Source organism: Prosthecobacter sp. (assembly GCF_044378005.1).
Lineage (GTDB): Bacteria > Verrucomicrobiota > Verrucomicrobiia > Verrucomicrobiales > Verrucomicrobiaceae > Prosthecobacter.
In genome coordinates this window covers 1-15,853 of the sequence record NZ_JBILYB010000036.1, presented here as the reverse complement: position 1 = coordinate 15,853, position 15,853 = coordinate 1, and the positions used below count along the sequence as shown (strand labels likewise).

General features: G+C 60.1%; 17 protein-coding genes. 8 read left to right on the top strand and 9 right to left on the bottom strand.

Features of this window, described 5'->3' with window-relative positions:
• Window positions 1-81 precede the first annotated feature (81 nt).
• Window positions 82-1,188, top strand: coding sequence for a 3-isopropylmalate dehydrogenase (gene leuB / locus AC6FTP_RS09755; protein WP_497206721.1), 1,107 nt, complete (start codon window positions 82-84; stop codon window positions 1,186-1,188).
• A gap of 78 nt (window positions 1,189-1,266) precedes the next feature.
• Here leuB and AC6FTP_RS09750 read toward each other — a convergent pair whose 3' ends face one another.
• From AC6FTP_RS09750 to AC6FTP_RS09735, 4 genes are all read right to left on the bottom strand, one after another.
• Window positions 1,267-2,700 (bottom strand): PhoPQ-activated protein PqaA family protein, encoded by a 1,434-nt coding sequence (locus tag AC6FTP_RS09750; RefSeq protein WP_497206720.1) that lies wholly within the window; start codon window positions 2,698-2,700, stop codon window positions 1,267-1,269.
• Window positions 2,701-2,800: 100 nt separating this feature from the next.
• On the bottom strand, window positions 2,801-3,412 hold the full coding sequence (locus AC6FTP_RS09745; RefSeq protein ID WP_497206719.1) for a peroxiredoxin: 612 nt from the start codon (window positions 3,410-3,412) through the stop codon (window positions 2,801-2,803).
• Between the two features lie 103 nt (window positions 3,413-3,515).
• Window positions 3,516-5,909: a DUF1592 domain-containing protein gene (locus AC6FTP_RS09740; protein WP_497206718.1), complete on the bottom strand. Its 2,394-nt coding sequence runs from the start codon at window positions 5,907-5,909 to the stop codon at window positions 3,516-3,518.
• Window positions 5,910-5,988: 79 nt separating this feature from the next.
• Window positions 5,989-6,783, bottom strand: a complete 795-nt coding sequence (locus tag AC6FTP_RS09735) for a class I fructose-bisphosphate aldolase (protein ID WP_497206717.1) — start codon at window positions 6,781-6,783, stop codon at window positions 5,989-5,991.
• 246 nt (window positions 6,784-7,029) lie between these two features.
• Here AC6FTP_RS09735 and AC6FTP_RS09730 point away from each other — a divergent pair, with 246 nt between their 5' ends.
• The 4 genes from AC6FTP_RS09730 (at window position 7,030) to AC6FTP_RS09715 (ending at window position 9,737) form a co-directional block, all read left to right on the top strand.
• A complete protein-coding gene (locus tag AC6FTP_RS09730; protein WP_497206716.1) occupies window positions 7,030-7,392 on the top strand; it encodes a hypothetical protein in 363 nt (120 codons plus the stop codon).
• Between the two features lie 48 nt (window positions 7,393-7,440).
• Complete coding sequence (locus tag AC6FTP_RS09725) at window positions 7,441-8,682, top strand: NupC/NupG family nucleoside CNT transporter (RefSeq protein ID WP_497206715.1); 1,242 nt, start codon at window positions 7,441-7,443, stop codon at window positions 8,680-8,682.
• A gap of 187 nt (window positions 8,683-8,869) precedes the next feature.
• Window positions 8,870-9,427 carry a putative Fe-S cluster assembly protein SufT gene (gene sufT, locus AC6FTP_RS09720; RefSeq protein WP_497206714.1) on the top strand — a complete coding sequence of 186 codons (558 nt, stop codon included), beginning with the start codon at window positions 8,870-8,872 and terminating at the stop codon, window positions 9,425-9,427.
• Between the two features lie 13 nt (window positions 9,428-9,440).
• Window positions 9,441-9,737 (top strand): hypothetical protein, encoded by a 297-nt coding sequence (locus tag AC6FTP_RS09715; protein ID WP_497206713.1) that lies wholly within the window; start codon window positions 9,441-9,443, stop codon window positions 9,735-9,737.
• A 26-nt stretch (window positions 9,738-9,763) separates the two neighbouring features.
• On the opposite strand, the gene AC6FTP_RS09710 is transcribed toward AC6FTP_RS09715, so the two are convergent.
• Window positions 9,764-11,212, bottom strand: a complete 1,449-nt coding sequence (locus tag AC6FTP_RS09710) for a phospholipase D-like domain-containing protein (protein ID WP_497206712.1) — start codon at window positions 11,210-11,212, stop codon at window positions 9,764-9,766.
• Between the two features lie 109 nt (window positions 11,213-11,321).
• Window positions 11,322-12,209 carry a type II secretion system protein gene (locus AC6FTP_RS09705; protein ID WP_497206711.1) on the bottom strand — a complete coding sequence of 296 codons (888 nt, stop codon included), beginning with the start codon at window positions 12,207-12,209 and terminating at the stop codon, window positions 11,322-11,324.
• A gap of 188 nt (window positions 12,210-12,397) precedes the next feature.
• Between AC6FTP_RS09705 and AC6FTP_RS09700 the strand changes: the two genes are divergently transcribed.
• Entirely contained in the window at window positions 12,398-12,790 is a 393-nt protein-coding gene (locus AC6FTP_RS09700) for a DUF423 domain-containing protein (RefSeq protein WP_497206710.1), read from the top strand.
• 4 nt (window positions 12,791-12,794) lie between these two features.
• Here the strand turns inward: AC6FTP_RS09700 and AC6FTP_RS09695 are convergent, their stop codons facing one another.
• The 3 genes from AC6FTP_RS09695 to AC6FTP_RS09685 all read right to left on the bottom strand — a co-directional run bounded on the left by AC6FTP_RS09695 (window position 12,795) and on the right by AC6FTP_RS09685 (window position 14,477).
• On the bottom strand, window positions 12,795-13,538 hold the full coding sequence (locus AC6FTP_RS09695) for a hypothetical protein (RefSeq protein ID WP_497206709.1): 744 nt from the start codon (window positions 13,536-13,538) through the stop codon (window positions 12,795-12,797).
• Entirely contained in the window at window positions 13,535-14,146 is a 612-nt protein-coding gene (locus AC6FTP_RS09690; RefSeq protein WP_497206708.1) for an RNA polymerase sigma factor, read from the bottom strand. The genes AC6FTP_RS09695 and AC6FTP_RS09690 overlap by 4 nt, the downstream gene beginning before the upstream one ends.
• Window positions 14,147-14,231: 85 nt before the next feature.
• Entirely contained in the window at window positions 14,232-14,477 is a 246-nt protein-coding gene (locus tag AC6FTP_RS09685) for an acyl carrier protein (protein WP_497206707.1), read from the bottom strand.
• Between the two features lie 101 nt (window positions 14,478-14,578).
• Here AC6FTP_RS09685 and AC6FTP_RS09680 point away from each other — a divergent pair, with 101 nt between their 5' ends.
• Both AC6FTP_RS09680 and AC6FTP_RS09675 read left to right on the top strand, forming a co-directional pair.
• Window positions 14,579-15,397: a MotA/TolQ/ExbB proton channel family protein gene (locus tag AC6FTP_RS09680; protein WP_497206706.1), complete on the top strand. Its 819-nt coding sequence runs from the start codon at window positions 14,579-14,581 to the stop codon at window positions 15,395-15,397.
• 23 nt (window positions 15,398-15,420) lie between these two features.
• A partial coding sequence (locus tag AC6FTP_RS09675; protein ID WP_497206705.1) for an ExbD/TolR family protein occupies window positions 15,421-15,853 on the top strand: 433 nt, incomplete at its 3' end.

Sequence of the window (15,853 nt, the reverse complement as noted above, 5' to 3'; positions counted from 1 at the left end):
CTACCGCTCAATCACCTCACTTCCCTTCCCTCGACTCCGCCCTTGCCGTCGCCCGTTTCCCCTCCATAAACCGCCCCTCTCATGTCCCGCTCCTACAAACTCGCAGTCCTCCCTGGTGACGGCATCGGCCCCGAAGTCATGGCCGAGGCCCTCCGCGTCCTCGACACCGTCGCAGCCCGTTCCAGCATCTCCTTTGAATACAATCACCAGCTCGTCGGCGGTGCCGCTATCGACGCCGTGGGCAAGGCCCTCCCGTCCGAAACCGTCGCCGCCTGTGAGGCCAGCGATGCCATCCTCTTCGGCTCCGTCGGTGGCCCGAAATGGGAAAAACTCCCCCCCAATGAGCAGCCCGAGCGCGGTGCCCTCCTGCCCCTGCGCAAGCATTTCGGCCTCTTCGCCAACCTGCGCCCCGGCATCTGCTACCCTGCCCTGACCTCCTCGTCCCCCATCCGCCCCGACCTCGTCGAGGGCGGTTTTGATGTCCTCTGCGTCCGCGAACTCACCGGCGGCATGTACTTCGGCCAGCCAAAAAGCCGAACAGTACTCCCTGATGGCGACATCGAGGTCATCGACACCATGGTTTACAAAAAGAGCGAGATCGTCCGCATCGCCCACGTCGCTTTCAAAGCCGCCCAGCTCCGCCGCAAGCACGTCACCAGCGTGGACAAAGCCAACGTCCTCACCAACTCCGTCCTCTGGCGTGAAACGATGGTCGAGGTCGCCAAGGAATACCCGGATGTGACCCTCGCCCACCTTTACGTCGATAACGCCGCCATGCAGCTCATCAAAGCCCCCCGCAGCTTTGACGTGCTCGTCACGGAAAACCTCTTCGGCGACATCCTCAGCGACGAGATGGCCATGATCTGCGGCTCACTCGGCATGTTGGCCAGCGCCAGCCTCGGCAAACCGAAGGGCGACGGCCTTTACTTCGGCCTCTTCGAGCCTTCCGGCGGCACCGCCCCCGACATCGCCGGCATGGGCATCGCCAATCCCATCGCTCAAATTCTCTCCGTCGCTCTTCTCCTGCGCTTCTCCCTCGGCCTCGAAGCCGAAGCCGTGCAGATCGAGTCCGCCGTCAAAAAGGTCATCGACAGCGGCCAGCGCACTGGCGACATCTTCAGTGGTGCCGCTGGCACGAAGAAGGTGAACACCCGCGAAATGGGGGATGCCATCATCGCCGCCCTCTAATCGAAAAATTCAGATTCCCACGATCACCGCCCACTCAGCTTCATCGCTGCATCTGGGCGGTGATTTGGTTTCAGGAAGTTATTCGAGCCGAATCTCCGGGCTCGATACCGTGAGCGTGCTGCCATTTTCCTGATGCGCATGAACTGTGATGAAGTTCAGCGTCTTCACCTCGCCTTCCACCATCGTTTCGCCGCTGAAAGTAGCCGCGCCGATCTTCTTCATCGGAACCGAAGTCCATGCATCAAACTCCATCTGGATGCTGTAGTCGGGATGACGGTTCACTGACCACCAGAGCGAGTCTTCCTGCGGCTCGCTGCCATCTGGGAAGACCACCGTCACTGCGAGACGCTTCGTCGCCTTGTCCCACTGCGACGTGACCTTCGGCGGAGCCACCATGCGACGTGTGCCAAAAAAGTGATGCGTGGCGAAGGCGTAGAGGTTCTCATCCACCTCGGGCAAACCGTTCACCGCTTTCACAAAGCCTGCCTCCTTCGCTCCGCCATGCTGGCCGCCCGGCACGATGTAAACCGGCAGTTGGGGGAAGCGGCGACCGAGTTCGACAAGCCCAGGGCTCACATTGTCATTCGAGCCTTGGTTGTAGAAAATCTCCGTTCCACGCTGCTTCAACACGTCGAGGTAGTTCGTCGTTCGGCAGGCCTCCCACGCGGCGTTGCAGGCGACTTTCATCTCCGCATCGCTCCAACCAGCATCACGCGCCATCTTCACCGTGATGCGTTCATCCGAGCGAGCTTTTTGGCGAACGAGCAGCTTCTCTTTGCCAACTGGATCGGCCATCGCGGCGATGAATTCGTCATTCATCTTTGTGATCTCTGGCGGTATCATGCCTTCGACATACGGCCCGCCGGGACTCTCGATCACCGGTGCAACCACTGGCATGATCGCGGTGAAGCGATCATCCGCGATACCCGCCGCCGCTGTGGCGACACCGCGCTTCGAGCCGCCGGTCGCGAGCACTTTCTTCGGCTGAAAAACGTCCTTCTCGGCCATCGCTGCGGTGAGCGCTCGCATATCGCTGATGCCCCAGATCCAGGCGGGCGTGTAGCGCGTGCTCTTGGTCTGGATGAAATGCTCCTCCATCATCAGATGCAGTTTACCAACTGGCTCCATCGTATCGATCGGAATACAGCCAATGAAGACGAGGCCCACGCCATGCTCCTTGAGCAAACGGAGCTTTGCGCCGGAGGCAGCAGTCACCTTCAACTGTGCGCTGGTGTTCTCGATGAGCACGTTCGTGCAAATCCCTGACGCAGGAGCGAGCAGCGTCACCGGCATGCGCACCTTTTGGCCCGGCCACCACTCGCAAACCGTGATCTCCACGAGCTTCTGGCGGATGGATGAATCTTTGGGATTCGGATGCCAGTCCTCGATCACCTTTGTTTCCAGCGTGGAGACATCGCGGATCTCCTTCAGGTCAAACTTGCCGATGGTGATGTCCGCCCGAGTAACCAAGGCTGACAGGAGAACGAAGAAGATGCTGAAGGTCAGTTTCATCTGCTATCAACGGAGCCGCCGGACGATTTGAGCCAAAAAAGACCGGCCTCGCGGACCTAAGTCTCACGAGGCCGGTGCAAATACCGTCTTCAGCGGCGCTTTATTTGGCGAGAGCGCCAGCGACGTTGCCGACGAGGTCCTTGCCAGGAGTCAGCGTCTTCACGCCGGGCTTCCAGTTGGCTGGGCAGGCTTCGCTTGGGTTCGCGAGCAGATGCACATTGGCTTCCATCTTGCGGACGAGTTCGCTGGCATTGCGACCCACGTTGTAGAAATTCACCTCGGAGGTCACGAGCTTGCCTTCGGGATTGATGATGAATGTGCCGCGCAGGGCGAGACCGCTACCATTGTCATACACGCCGAAGAGGCGGCTCACGGTGCCAGTAGGATCGGCGGCCAGAGTGTATTTCACGTTCTTCATCAGACCTTCCGTGTTGCGCCAGACCATGTGGGCAAACTTCGTGTCCGTGGAGACAGCGATGACGTGAGCGCCAAGAGCGGCGAGCTGGTCCTGCTGGTCAGCGAGGTCAGCCAGTTCAGTCGGGCAGACGAAAGTGAAGTCGGCAGGATAGAAGACGAGGATGGTCCACTTGCCAGCCTTCTTGATGTCGGCGAGCGACACCTTGCCGAAGTCGCCTTGAGTTGGCTCATAGGTTTCCATCGTGAAGTCGGGGACGATACCGCCGACGGAGACGGTGAGATTAGCTGATTCCATGTAAGTGCGTTTGTTTTGGGGGTTGAACAGGCGCTTTCAAGAACGCCGCGAACGCGACTTTTGACGCCCAATAGTTCCTCGGTCAAACGCAAAGGCGACGAGCTCACTTGCTCCTGAAAACTTCGCTCTGAACCACGGCATGAATGAGATCACGAAGCCCGTGGCCTTTGGCCTTCGATTGAGCCACCAGCTTTTCGATCTCGCTGCGATCAGAGAAGCCCATCGGGCGGCCCATGGCAAAGATGAGCAGCTTTTCCGCCATGCAGTGGGCCACACGATCCTGGCCGGCGAGAAGCAGCTTTTGAAACTCGGACATGTTGGCAAACTTGCTGCCAGTGGTGAGCTCACCAGCGGCATCCACGGGAGGTCCGAGGCGGTAGCGCACTTTCCGACCTTCCACGGCGAGCTTGACCGGCTCGCCTTTGTCGATGCTGCGGAAGCGCTCACGCCAGCCGCCGATGACGTCGTAGCTTTCCAGCGCAAAACCCGGCGGGTCGATGACACGGTGGCAGCCGTTGCAGCTCTCCAGGTTGCGATGTTTGTCCAGCAGCTCACGGAGCGTGTTGGCACCTCGGATGTCCGGCTCGACTCCGGGGACACCAGGCGGCGGGGGTGGCGGTTCCATGCCCAGAATGCGATCCATGACAAAGACCCCACGCACGACGGGCGAGGTGTTCGTGCCGTTCGCGCTCACTTTCAAAACACTCGCCTGGGTCAAAACACCACCGCGATGGCTGTCGGCTGGCAGGTTCACTTTCTGCATGGCCAGTCCACTGACATCCGGGATGCCGTAGTGCTTGGCGAGGCGCGCATTCAGCATCGCAAAATCACTCTGCACGATGTTGGCGACACCGAGGTTGCTGCGGATGAGTTCGGTGATGAAGCTGCGTGTCTCGCGCAGCATGGAGTCGAGCAGGAGCTCGTCGTATTCGGGGTAGAGCTGCTTGTCCGGCGTGGTGAATTCGATCTCGCGCAGGTTTAGCCAGCCATCGGTAAAATCAGCGACGAAGCGTTCCATCGTCGCCGACTTCAGCAGTCGCTCGGTTTGCGCACGCAGCACCTCGGGAAGAGTGAGCTTAGCGGCGAGCAGTTCGGCATCCGGCGTGCTGCGCGTGAGGAAGTAACTGAGACGTGTGGCGAGTTGAAGATCGTTGAGTTTGCCAGCAGGCTCTTTGAGAAAGAGAAACTCAGGAGAGCACAGCACCGCGATGGCGGCGGTGCGCATGGCAGCGAGGAAATCACTGCTCTCGGCGAACTCGGCATCGAAGAGCTTCAAGTAAGGCTCGATGTCCGAGGCGGTGGCTGGACGGCGGAATGCAGTGGAGATGAAGGCGGGCAGCAGCTTGCGCGAATCACCCGCCGGATCGGCGCTGTCGGCCGTGTACTTGTGTTTGAAGTCCGGGCTTCTGGCTCTCCACGCCTGCGAGTTCGGCAGTCCGTGCGGGAGCTGGCGCAGCTTTGCCCCGCCGAGAAGCATCGTCTGCCCGCGCGGCGGCCAGTCAGAAACGATGGGGCCTTCAAGCGTCACCTCCTGAAATGCCATGCCTTCGCCAGGATAGTTCGCTGGGCCGTCTTTGATCGGCGAGTGACCATCCGCTCCGTTCAGTCCCTGCGGGCTGATCCAGATGCCTTTGTTTGCATCAAGATGCAGCGTGACTTCGACCGTGCCGGATTTGCCGATGGGCAGCTCGTGGAAGCTGTGCGTCACGTTGTCCGCGTTGCGGAAATTGAAGCTGCCCGTGATGAGGGCAAAGACGACGGGCTCCTCAATCTGGTAGCCGTAGCCGGTGACGCGCAACTTGTAGGTGCCTGCTTGTTTGGCCCGCAGATTCGGGATCACGGTGCTGGGGAAGCCACCATTGTTGAAGACCACGATCGAACCATCCTCACGCTTCAGCCAGTGCTTGCCGAGGTTGTCCTTGTTGCGGTCACTTTCCAAAGTTGCGCGTTGGAGTGTTGTTTCCGGGCGCATTTCCTCAAACAACGCCGCATTGAGCGCCAGTTCAGCGGCCTCCATGTAGCGCAGCATCTGGATGCCGGAGATGGAAAGCGCCTCGCCGATGTTGTCGAATCCGTGCGCTCGTCCGTCTTCGGGCAGCGAGTCGATTACGTTCACCTTCACGCCGAGCAGGTCATTGATCGTGTTTTGATACTCGCGGCGGTTGAGCCGACGCAGCACCGTGCCCTTCTGCGCGTTCGATTTCGTCACCAGATCACCGCCCAGCGCCGCCATAAAATCCTGCACGGCATCCTGCGCGGGCTGCTTTTTCTTCGCAGGAGGCATCTCCCCTGAGGCGACACGGTCAAAAACACGTACCCATTTCTTCAGCGCCGCCGCGTCCGCGCCATCGGTGGAGAGCGCCGCCAGATCGAGCCCGCCCTTCTTCATCTCCGCGTCATGGCAGTCCATGCAGTTCTGATCCAGGAAAGGCTGGATCGCAGGCAACACGGCAAAAACCGATGGAGAGATGAGGAGAAGGAACCAGAGAGGCTTCATGGGCAGCGCTGTAACGCTGGTGCAGAGGAAAATCTGACCCAGGAATCCAACGAGGCACACTTTCCTCCGGCAGATGATCTCAGCGCAGCGGCTCTTTCAGCAGGGCGAGTGCTTCGAGAGCCGAAGCTTCCTCATGCACGATGGCGGCAAGACTGCGGGCGATAGCCGCCGGGTTCTTATGCTGCCAAACATTACGACCGATGGCGATGCCGGCCGCGCCTGCATCCATGGCGTCTTCCACCATCTTCAGCAGGCTGGCGTCGTCATTCATAGCTGCTCCGCCGAGCACGATCACGGGGGTGAAGCAGGACTCGGTGATGGCTTTTAAGTCGCCGGGCTTCGCATCGATCGGATAAGGCACCTTGACCACATCAGCACCCATTTCAGCGGCGAGACGGGCGGCGAACTTCACCTTTTCCAAAGTGTAGTGGGCGCTCTGGCCGAGGCCGACAGGGAGGGCCTCGATGATCGTCGGAATATCGAGATCGAAGCTCGTGCGGATGAGATCTGCCACTTCCTGAAAATTGATGCGCTCATTGGCACAGCCGGGGTAGAGCATGTTCATCACCGCATTCGCGCCGACCATTTCCGCTTCCTCCACGCCATAGACATTGATGGAGCCCGCGCCTTCGCCTTCGATGCGCGTATTGTAGGTGTCCGTGCGCAGGCAGATCCCCTTGCCCGCCATGGAGTCGGCGGCCCGCATGGCGACGCCGAGATTGATCACGTAGCCGTCCACGTAGGGGCTGACGCGGTCGATCATTTCAAAGGGGTTTTCCAGCCCAGGAACGGGAATGGCACAGGCGTGATCGAGGGGGAGGATAACGGTGCGTCCGTTGCGGAAGAAGGATTCGAGATTTTCTTGGCGAGTCATAAAGCGGCGCCATGAATGGCGGGGGATAGGGGCCGGTCAAGCCTTGGTCCGAGAATGACTCACCCAAGGTCTTTTTCGTAACCTCCATTCCCCCATCCATAGCCTCCGTTTTCCCCAACCTGAGCGAGCAGTTGATAACGCACAAAGGAAGCAACCTCCGATTCTTTTACGGGTGTCCGATGGAATCGTTATTGCCATCCTCGGCAGAGCACTCTATTTCGTACCTTATCGCTTCCGGGCGACGTCATGGACGAACGCTTCCCCCTTCCCTACCAAATCGCCTGCATCGTGCTTACCGCACTTTTTGTGTGGTCATTCAGCGTGGCGCGTGAACCCCGTCAGTGGCGGAGGCTGTTTCAGTCCATGTTCTCCAAGGGGAATGAATTCTCGGTGAACAAGAACAAGGTCATCGACGAGAGCCTCAAGAAATACGGCATCACCATCGCCATGATCATCCTCGTCATCGATGTGGCCTGCTTTGTCGCCATGGTGACCTACCAGGAGCGGATGCGCGCCAAGCAATTGTCCACGGAGGATTGGAATCGTCTCCAGGAGCAAAGCAAGATCCAGGGCGCGACTCCCGCGAACAGCCGCGCGGGCATCCAGTGACCTACGGCACAGGCTGAGCCGCCACCCACCCGCTGACTTCACTCCTCTATGAATCACGGGCTCGGTCTCCTCGGCATCCTGGTCTTTATCGGACTGGCTTGGGCGATGTCTGAGAATCGCCGCCACTTTCCGTGGCGGACGGCCTTTTCCGGACTCCTTCTCCAGTTCATCCTGGGCTGGATGATCCTGCGGACTCAGGCCGGGGGCTGGTTCTTTGGGAAGATGGACGATGCCTTCCGCAGGCTGTTGAGCTTCTCCAATGAAGGCGTCGGCATGGTCTTCGGCCCGCTGGCAAACGAGAAGCTGATGACGGAGAAATGGGGGCCGGACAATGCCTTCCTCTTCGCTGTCACCATCACCGGCACCATCGTGCTCGTCTCCGCCCTATCATCCCTGCTTTACCACTACGGCATCCTTCAGGCCGTCGTGCGCGTCTTTGCCTGGATGATGCGGCGGGTCATGGGCACCAGCGGCAGTGAAAGTCTGGCCGCAGCCGCGAATATCTTCATGGGGCAGACCGAGGCTCCGCTCGTCATCAAGCCTTACCTCGCCACCATGACCCGCAGCGAACTGCTGGCGCTCATGATCGGTGGCATGGCCACCATCGCCGGCGGCGTACTCGCAGCCTATGTCTCCTTCGGCATCTCCCCCGGTCACCTGCTCACGGCCTCCGTGATGTGCGCCCCTGCCTCGCTGATGTTTGCCAAGATCCTCCTCCCTGAAACCGAGGTGAGTGACACCGCCGACGGCACTGGCCGCGAGATCGAGCGCGAGACCGTCAACGGCCTCGATGCCGTCTGCCATGGGGCCAGCGATGGCATGAAGCTCGCCCTCAATGTCATGGCCATGCTCATCGCCTTCGTCGCCCTCGTGGCCATGGCCAACTATCTCTTCTCTTTCAGCCTCGCCCGCATCGGCATCGCCGACCCAAAGCCCCTGCAAACCCTCCTCGGCTGGGTCAACGCCCCCTTCGCCTGGCTCATGGGCATCCAGTGGAAGGACTGCCAGACCATCGGCAGCATCCTCGGTGAGCGCATCGTGCTCAATGAATTCATCGGCTACCTCAGCCTGAGCAAAGCCCAGGACCTCCATCCCGACAGCATCACCATCACCACCTACGCCCTGTGTGGCTTTGCCAACTTCGCCAGCATCGCCATCCAGATCGGCGGTATCGGCGCCCTGGCAGAGTCACGCCGGGCCGACCTCGCCCGCCTTGGCTTCAAAGCCATGATCGGCGGCCTCCTCGCCTGCTACTGCACCGCCTGCATCGCCGGGCTCATGGTGAGGTGATGAGGCCAGGAAAGGAACGACGACAAGCGACTATCCAAGGCCAACGATCCACGCTGAGGCGTGATGTGCGGGCCGGGACGATGGAAGGTTGACACCCCACTCATGGGCGGCATTCATGGGCGTCCACCTCCGAAGGTGACTCGTTTGTCATTCGCCCTTCGGGTTTCGTCTTTTTCCCCTCCCCACCATGCATTCCTCCCTCGAACTCAAGCGCGAAGTCGAAGCCGTCCAGATCCCCAGCGGGGAAAGCATCAAGCTGCCCCTCGGTCTGAAGGTGATCATCACCCAGTCGCTCGGCGGCACTTACACGGTGGCGACGGATTTCGGCCTTGCACGTATCAGTGCTCAGGATGCGGACGCGCTGGGCATCGATCTGGAGGCGGACAAGAAGGAGCAGGACAGCAGCTCCTCCAACATCCCAACGGATGTCGGTGATCTGGAAGGGCAGGTCTGGAATCAACTCAAGAACGTCTATGATCCTGAGATCCCGGTGAACATTGTGGATCTCGGCTTGGTGTATGACTGCAAGGTGGAGCAGGACGCCGAAGGCAAAAACAAGGCCGTGGTGAAGATGACGCTGACAGCCCCCGGCTGCGGCATGGGACCGACCATCGCCGCAGATGCGCAGAGCCGCATCATGACCATCGAAGAGATGGACGATGCAGCCGTGGAACTCGTGTGGGAGCCTGCTTGGAATCAGGGCATGATCTCCATCGAGGGGAAGATGAAGCTGGGCATGATCTAAACTTGCCGCTGTCATGGCTCGCTTCAAACCACCCGGCCAGTGCCCGAACTGTGGGGAGTGGGTGCCGCGTGGAGCGGTGGCCTGCGATGACTGCGGCTCCTGTGCGAAGTCGGGCTGGAAACAGAACGCGGAGACTTATGATGGTGTGGATCTGCCGGATGAAGACTTTGATTATGATGACTTCATCCAGCGTGAGTTTGGCACGAATCGAAAAGGCAGGCCGTCTTTGAGCAAGGAGACGCTGTGGAAGATCGTGGCGGCCATCCTGCTCGCGGTGATGGTGCTGGGGTATCTGCTGTCGGCGAGGTAGCGCGACGACTTGAAGAGGCTTTAACCCTATAAGACGGGGATGAAAAGGCGGGCGAAGCCGTTGCGCAGACGCTCGAAGTTTGAGGCTGTGTCGAGGGCGGCCTCGGTGATCTCGGTGCTCAGCGCTTTCTTTTGATCAAAAATGGTGGTGAGACGCTGGGCGAGACCGAGGTCATGGCAGGCGACATTGAACTCGAAGTTCAGGCGCAGGCTGCGTGGGTCCCAGTTCGTGGAGCCGACAATCGACCAGGCGTCATCAATGAGCAGAATCTTGGAGTGATCAAAAGGTGGCGGGGATTCGAAGATGCGGCAGCCGGCGTGCAGTAATTCGGGATACAGTGTGCGCGCAGCCCAGGAGACGCAGGGAATGTTATTCTGCGCGGGGGTGAGGATGGAGACCTCCACGCCTCGCGTGGCGCAGAGCTTCAGCGCGGCGATGAGTGTGGCGGGCGGCAGGAAGTAGGGAGTCATGATGCAGACACGATGACGCGCAGCATTGAGCGCGGCGAAGAGGGCGATGGGCATGACCTCGAAGTCTTCGTCGGGTCCATCAATGATTCCCAGCGCATGAGTCTCGCCAGTCATGGAAAGCTCGGGAAACCACAGAGACTCGTCGAGCGGCTCCCCAGCGCAGAAGTGCCAGTCCTCGGCGAAGACACGCTGAAGTTGCGCCACCACGGGGCCGGTGATTTTGAAATGAAGGTCCTGCACCGGATGCGCTGGGTTCCGCGTGAGCATGTTTCCCTCACGGATGTTCATGCCACCGGTGAAGGCGATGCGACCATCCGCGATGAGGAGCTTCTTGTGATTGCGCAGGTTCATCGTGATAAGGCGCAGGATGAAGCGGCTCGGCATGAAGCGCCGAACGGGCACGCCCTGAGCTGCCAGCACACGCGTGACGGGAGGCCAGGAATAGCGCGTGCCCGCATCGTCCACGATCACCCGCACCTGCACGCCGCGGCGATGCGCAGCGGCGAGTTCGCTGACAAATTCTGCCCCGATGCCGGTGGCCTCAAAGATGTAACTGGAAAGCGCGACGGTGGACGTCGCTTCACGAATGGCGGTGAGCATGGCGGGCATGGCTTCCTCGCCATTGATGAGCGGCTCAACCCTGTTTCCCGAGCTGAAGTTGAAGCGCGATATGCGGTCCAGCGTCGTGGCGAGCGAGCAATCCTGCGCAGCAATCACCGGATCTTCCTGATAAAAAAGCGGGCAGGTCGGTGGAGGATCGCGATAGGCGGGCCCCACGCCGCCTCGATAGTGACGCCCGCGTCTGCGGATGAAATTGATGCCAAGCAGCGCGTAGAGGCAGGCTCCAGCAATGGGGGAAAGCACGATGAGCGCCGCCCAAAAGGAAGCCGTGCGATGGTCGCGCTGGTGAGTCAGCAAGTGACCCAGCGCCACACCACCAAGCACGACGGCAAGAACCGACAAGACGGTGATGGAACTGAAGGCAAAGAAAGGACCAGCGGGCATGGAGAAGGATTGGCGGACGCAGCACGCACCCGCAAAGAAAAAGAAAACGCCGTCGGGAGGTCATCCCGACGGCGTCGTTGAGTGTTAGCTCAGGGCATCCGCCCACGGATTATTTGCCAGGAGCGCCTGGAAGGGCTGGCAAACCACCAGCGGCAGGAGCGCCGGGGAGGGCTGGCATCGCTCCGGGAGCACCAGGCAGACCTGGAAGGGCACCACCAGGGGCGCCTGGCAGGCCGGGAAGACCACCAGCAGCACCAGGATTGGTGAAGCTAGGATCGCCGGGCATACCGCCTTGCTGCATGCCTCCACCGAGGATGTTCAGCACCTGCTGGGGCATGTTCTGGCTGGCCATCGTGAAGATGTCATAGCCGCCGGTCATTGCCTTTGGACCCACGGAAGGGCCTTTTTTGGTAGCGAGCGACTCGACGTTCACGGAGTTGTCATTACGACCGATGATGATCTTGCCACCGCGCCAGGCACGGCCTGGTTTTGGCTGACCAGCTGCGTCGCAGTTCCACTGCGGCGGCCAGCTCGGGGCCAGGGGGTTTTCAAACACCAACGGCATGATGCCGTTGCTGGAGGTCGTCTGACCCTGGGTGAGTGCCCAATGGTTTTCATTGGCCTGCAGCGCCTGGTCAAAGGACGGAGCAGTGCCGATGTTGTTGTCAGGCTGGAACATCGAGGCCTTGGCACCGAAGATGCGCTCGTCCTGAATGATTTCTTCCTGAATCAACACGCGGAAGGCGTCGTTGGCCGTGAGGGCCTGACCACCAGTCTGCGGGTTGTTGTAGGTGTCCGGGTAGATCGAGTTGTTGTCATTGGCGAAGATTTTCATCGCCATGATGATCTGCCGGCAATTGTTTGCGGCGGAGGTTTGGTTCGCCATGTCCTGAATGACGTTGAAAGTAGGGACCGCCAGGCTCGCGAGGATCGCGATAATGGTGATCACCACCAGGAGTTCAATGAGGGTGAAACCTCGTTGGAGTGCTCTTTTCATAGTAGTGCGTTGTTTGGTTTGGTTATGATGTATGAATGAGTGCCGGGAGAATATCCCCGCACCCGCTGTGATTAGACAAACATGGCGCAGAATTGGCGAGAAAAAATTTGGCCGCTGGCAAAGAAAGCTCCGGCCTCTCCCCCTGACGAATTGACAAAGCACGCCCAGCCGAGTCCCATCCTGCCCGCATGACACTCTCCCCCGACCGCGATCTCCTCCGCCTTGCCGCGCTTTCCGCCTTCGCCGCTGTGGCCCTCGGGGCCATGGGGGCTCATGGCTCCGTGCATGAGGTGCTCCTGGCTGCGGGCAAACTGGAGTCCTGGGAGACGGGCGTGCGGTATCACCTGCCCCACTCGATGTTTCTTTACCTGCTAGCCCTTTTCTTGGGGGCTGCCGACAAGAGCGTGGTGCGTGGCTGGCACCTGCTGTTTTATGGAGTGCTGCTTTTCAGCGGCTCGATCTACCTGCTCGCCTATTTTGGCTGGACCTGGCTGGGACCGGTGACGCCACTCGGCGGCCTGTTGCTGATGGGCGGCTGGCTCATGCTGGCACTGGCACGCTGGCCGAAGTCGGCTGCGTGAGATCTTAGGACAGTCCGAGCAGCTTTTTCAAAGCGGAGACATCGGCTTTCGTGGCGAGCAGGAAACTCTGCGTGCCATCACTCCAAGCAGCGAGATTCCAGTCAGCGCTCTTCGCGAACTGAGGCTGATGGTCGGGCGGCGCGTCTGGCAATCCGGCACGCTCGACCACGATCAGATGGGCCTCTTTGCCTCCGCCAAGATCGAAGCAGATGATCGCGGCAGGTCGGCCTGCCACCTGGATGCGTTTGCAGCCAAAGGTTCGCATGTTCACCAGCGCATCAGGCATGCAATCGGGGCAAGGCAGACTCGATGCGGTGAGGTAGCGCTTCAGGACTTCGACATCCGTTGACCGCTGATCCAGCCGGGTCATGCCGATTTCGAGCTTCGCCAGTGTCGGCATGGCCTCTGCCTGCCAAGCGGACAACCCTTTGAACTCCGGCACCATGATCTGCCAGCCGAGAGCGATGCATGCCGCCGCTGCCACGAGGGAAGGAATGAGCCAATCCCGCATTCGGCGTGATGCCACCTGGGGTGCTTTGGCGGAGGCCAGGAGACGCTCACGCAAGTCCCCTGGGGTTGACATTTCATCCCGCAGGATACCTGACACATGCTCATCAAAGGCGGCCCGCTGATTCACCCATGCGGCAAGCGTTGGATCATTCTCGACATGAGCCCGCGCCTCAGGCACGGCATCGTGGGGACGCAGTGTGGTGGCATCGAGTTCGAGTCTGGCTTGGTCGCGGTTCACAGGTTGGATTGGGGCTGAAAATCTGGGGTGAGGATATTGGAGGCAGCGCTGTCTTCGCTCCGCCGCAGAATGCTGCGGAGCATGTCTTTCGCGCGGGAAAGGCGAGACATCACGGTGCCGATGGGCACACCGAGCGTCTCGGCGATCTCTTTGTAGGAAAGTTCTTTGAGATAAAACAGGACGAGTGGCGCACGGTAGCTGGCAGGGAGTTCATCAAGAGCACGCTGAAGAGTGGCGCTATCGACTCGCGGAGGCTCAGCGGGCTCCTCCTGAGTGGAACCGTGAAGATCAGGCTCGAACTCGATCTCTTCGTGCCTCCTTTCCCGGCGGGCCTGGCTCAGCCAGTCGCGGTAGAGAGTGGTGAAGAGCCACGTCTTCACTTTCGCGGCATCGCGCAGAGTATGGCCCTTGCGCGCCCATTGAAGGAAAGTCTGCTGCACCAGATCCTGGGCCGTGGCATCCTGACGGCACATGCTGAGAGCAAAGCGGTAGAGCCCCTGATAATGGGCGTCCACGATCTGCTCAAAACTGGGCGTAGCCGGAGTCACGCGCGCAGCTATGGGACGTGCGGCGGGGAGGTCAATCGGGAAGTGGAGAGCCATCTGCATGGGCAGGAGGATGAAGGTTCGACATCCCCTGAGAGACTGGCCGAATGGTCTTATTCCCACGAGCCTGGGCTTTTCTCATCCTGCCTCACGACCGACTCAACCACTCAGCCAGACGCCTCGGCGTGGAGAAGCGCTCCCTCGTGATCTCAGCCACCGGAATGGTGACCTGACAATCACGCTCGATATGCAGAAGCAGTTGCATCATCGCCAGCGAATCGAGCCCGAGGGCAAAGAGATCGCTGTCTGCATTCACCGGTTCACTCGCCTCCAAAAGCTCATGCTCCGCTAAAAGAGAGATGATGGAATCAGCAGATAAGGGGGCACTGGGCATGAGGAAAAGCGGCACCGGAGGAAAAACCGTGGCTTCACGGGCCGTCAAGGAGTTGTGTGATTCCTTGCAAGCACGCCTCCACTGCCTACCATCGCCGCCGCATGTCCCCCCGTTCTCTTTCCGCCTTCGCCCTGCTCGCTCTTGTGTTTGCCTGGATGACCTCCGGAGCTTTGGCCCAGGCACCCGCGGCTCCTGCTGCCGCAGTTCCTCAAACTGAAGCTGCTGCCCCCACCGAGAATCCTTATGCCGCAGCGCTTACCTTGGATGGCTTCGTGCAGCGCACCGGCATCATGGCCTACCCGCTGATCATCCTCTCCATGATCACTGCTTTCTTCATCGTGCTCTTCACCTTCACCGTCCGCCAGGGCACCGTGGTGAGTGATGCGTTCATGAACAGCGCCGATGCCCTCATCCGCAAACAAGACTACCTCGGCCTGCTCGCCGTCTGCAACCGCCGCAATGAATGCATCGCCCGTGTCACTGCAAAGACACTCGACTTTGCCACGCGCAACCCGACCGCCAGCTTTGAAGAAGTGAAGGAAGTCACCGAAGCCGAGGGCAACCGCCAGTCCAGCCTTCTGCTCGCCCGCATCGCCTATCTTGGTGACGTCGGTGCTGTGGCACCCATGCTCGGACTGCTCGGCACCACGCTGGGGATGATCACCACCTTCCACGAAATCTCGAACACTCAATACGGCGGCAGCAATCAGCTCGGCCTTGCACAGGGCGTCTCTGAAGCGCTCTTCTGCACGGCCTCCGGCCTCGCCATCGGCATCCCGGCCCTCATCTTTTACTCCATCTTCCGTGGCAAGGTGAACCGCCTCATCTCCGAGATGGAAGCCGCCACCACGCACATCATGGCCCTACTCGCCGTTCAGTACAAACGCGCCGCCCGCGCCGCCGCTGGACGCCCGGACTGAGACCATCACCAGCCTGACGCGCCATGAACTTTCGCAAACAACACTCCATCGAGCCCACGCCGATGCAGCTCGCGCCGCTCGTGGACGTGCTCTTCCTGCTGGTCATCTTCTTCGCCGTGACCTCGCACTACGCGAAGAACGAGCAGGTCATGGACATCAGCGTCCCCGCTGCCGATCAGGGAAAAGAAAACGAATCCCGCAATGTCGGGGAGATCATCATCAACATTAAAAGCGAGGGTGAGATCATCGTGAACGGCCAGCAGCTCACCGTTGAGGAACTGCTCGCCAAGCTGAAGAACATCGTGACCGTCTTCAAGGATCAGGCCGTGATTCTTCGAGGCGATGAAGTCGTGGACTACAAGCACGTCATCCGCGTTTTAAACACCTGCCAGGAAGCCGGCATCTGGAACATCGCCTTCGCCACTCGCAAGCCCGACGCAGAAGCCCCGAAAAAAC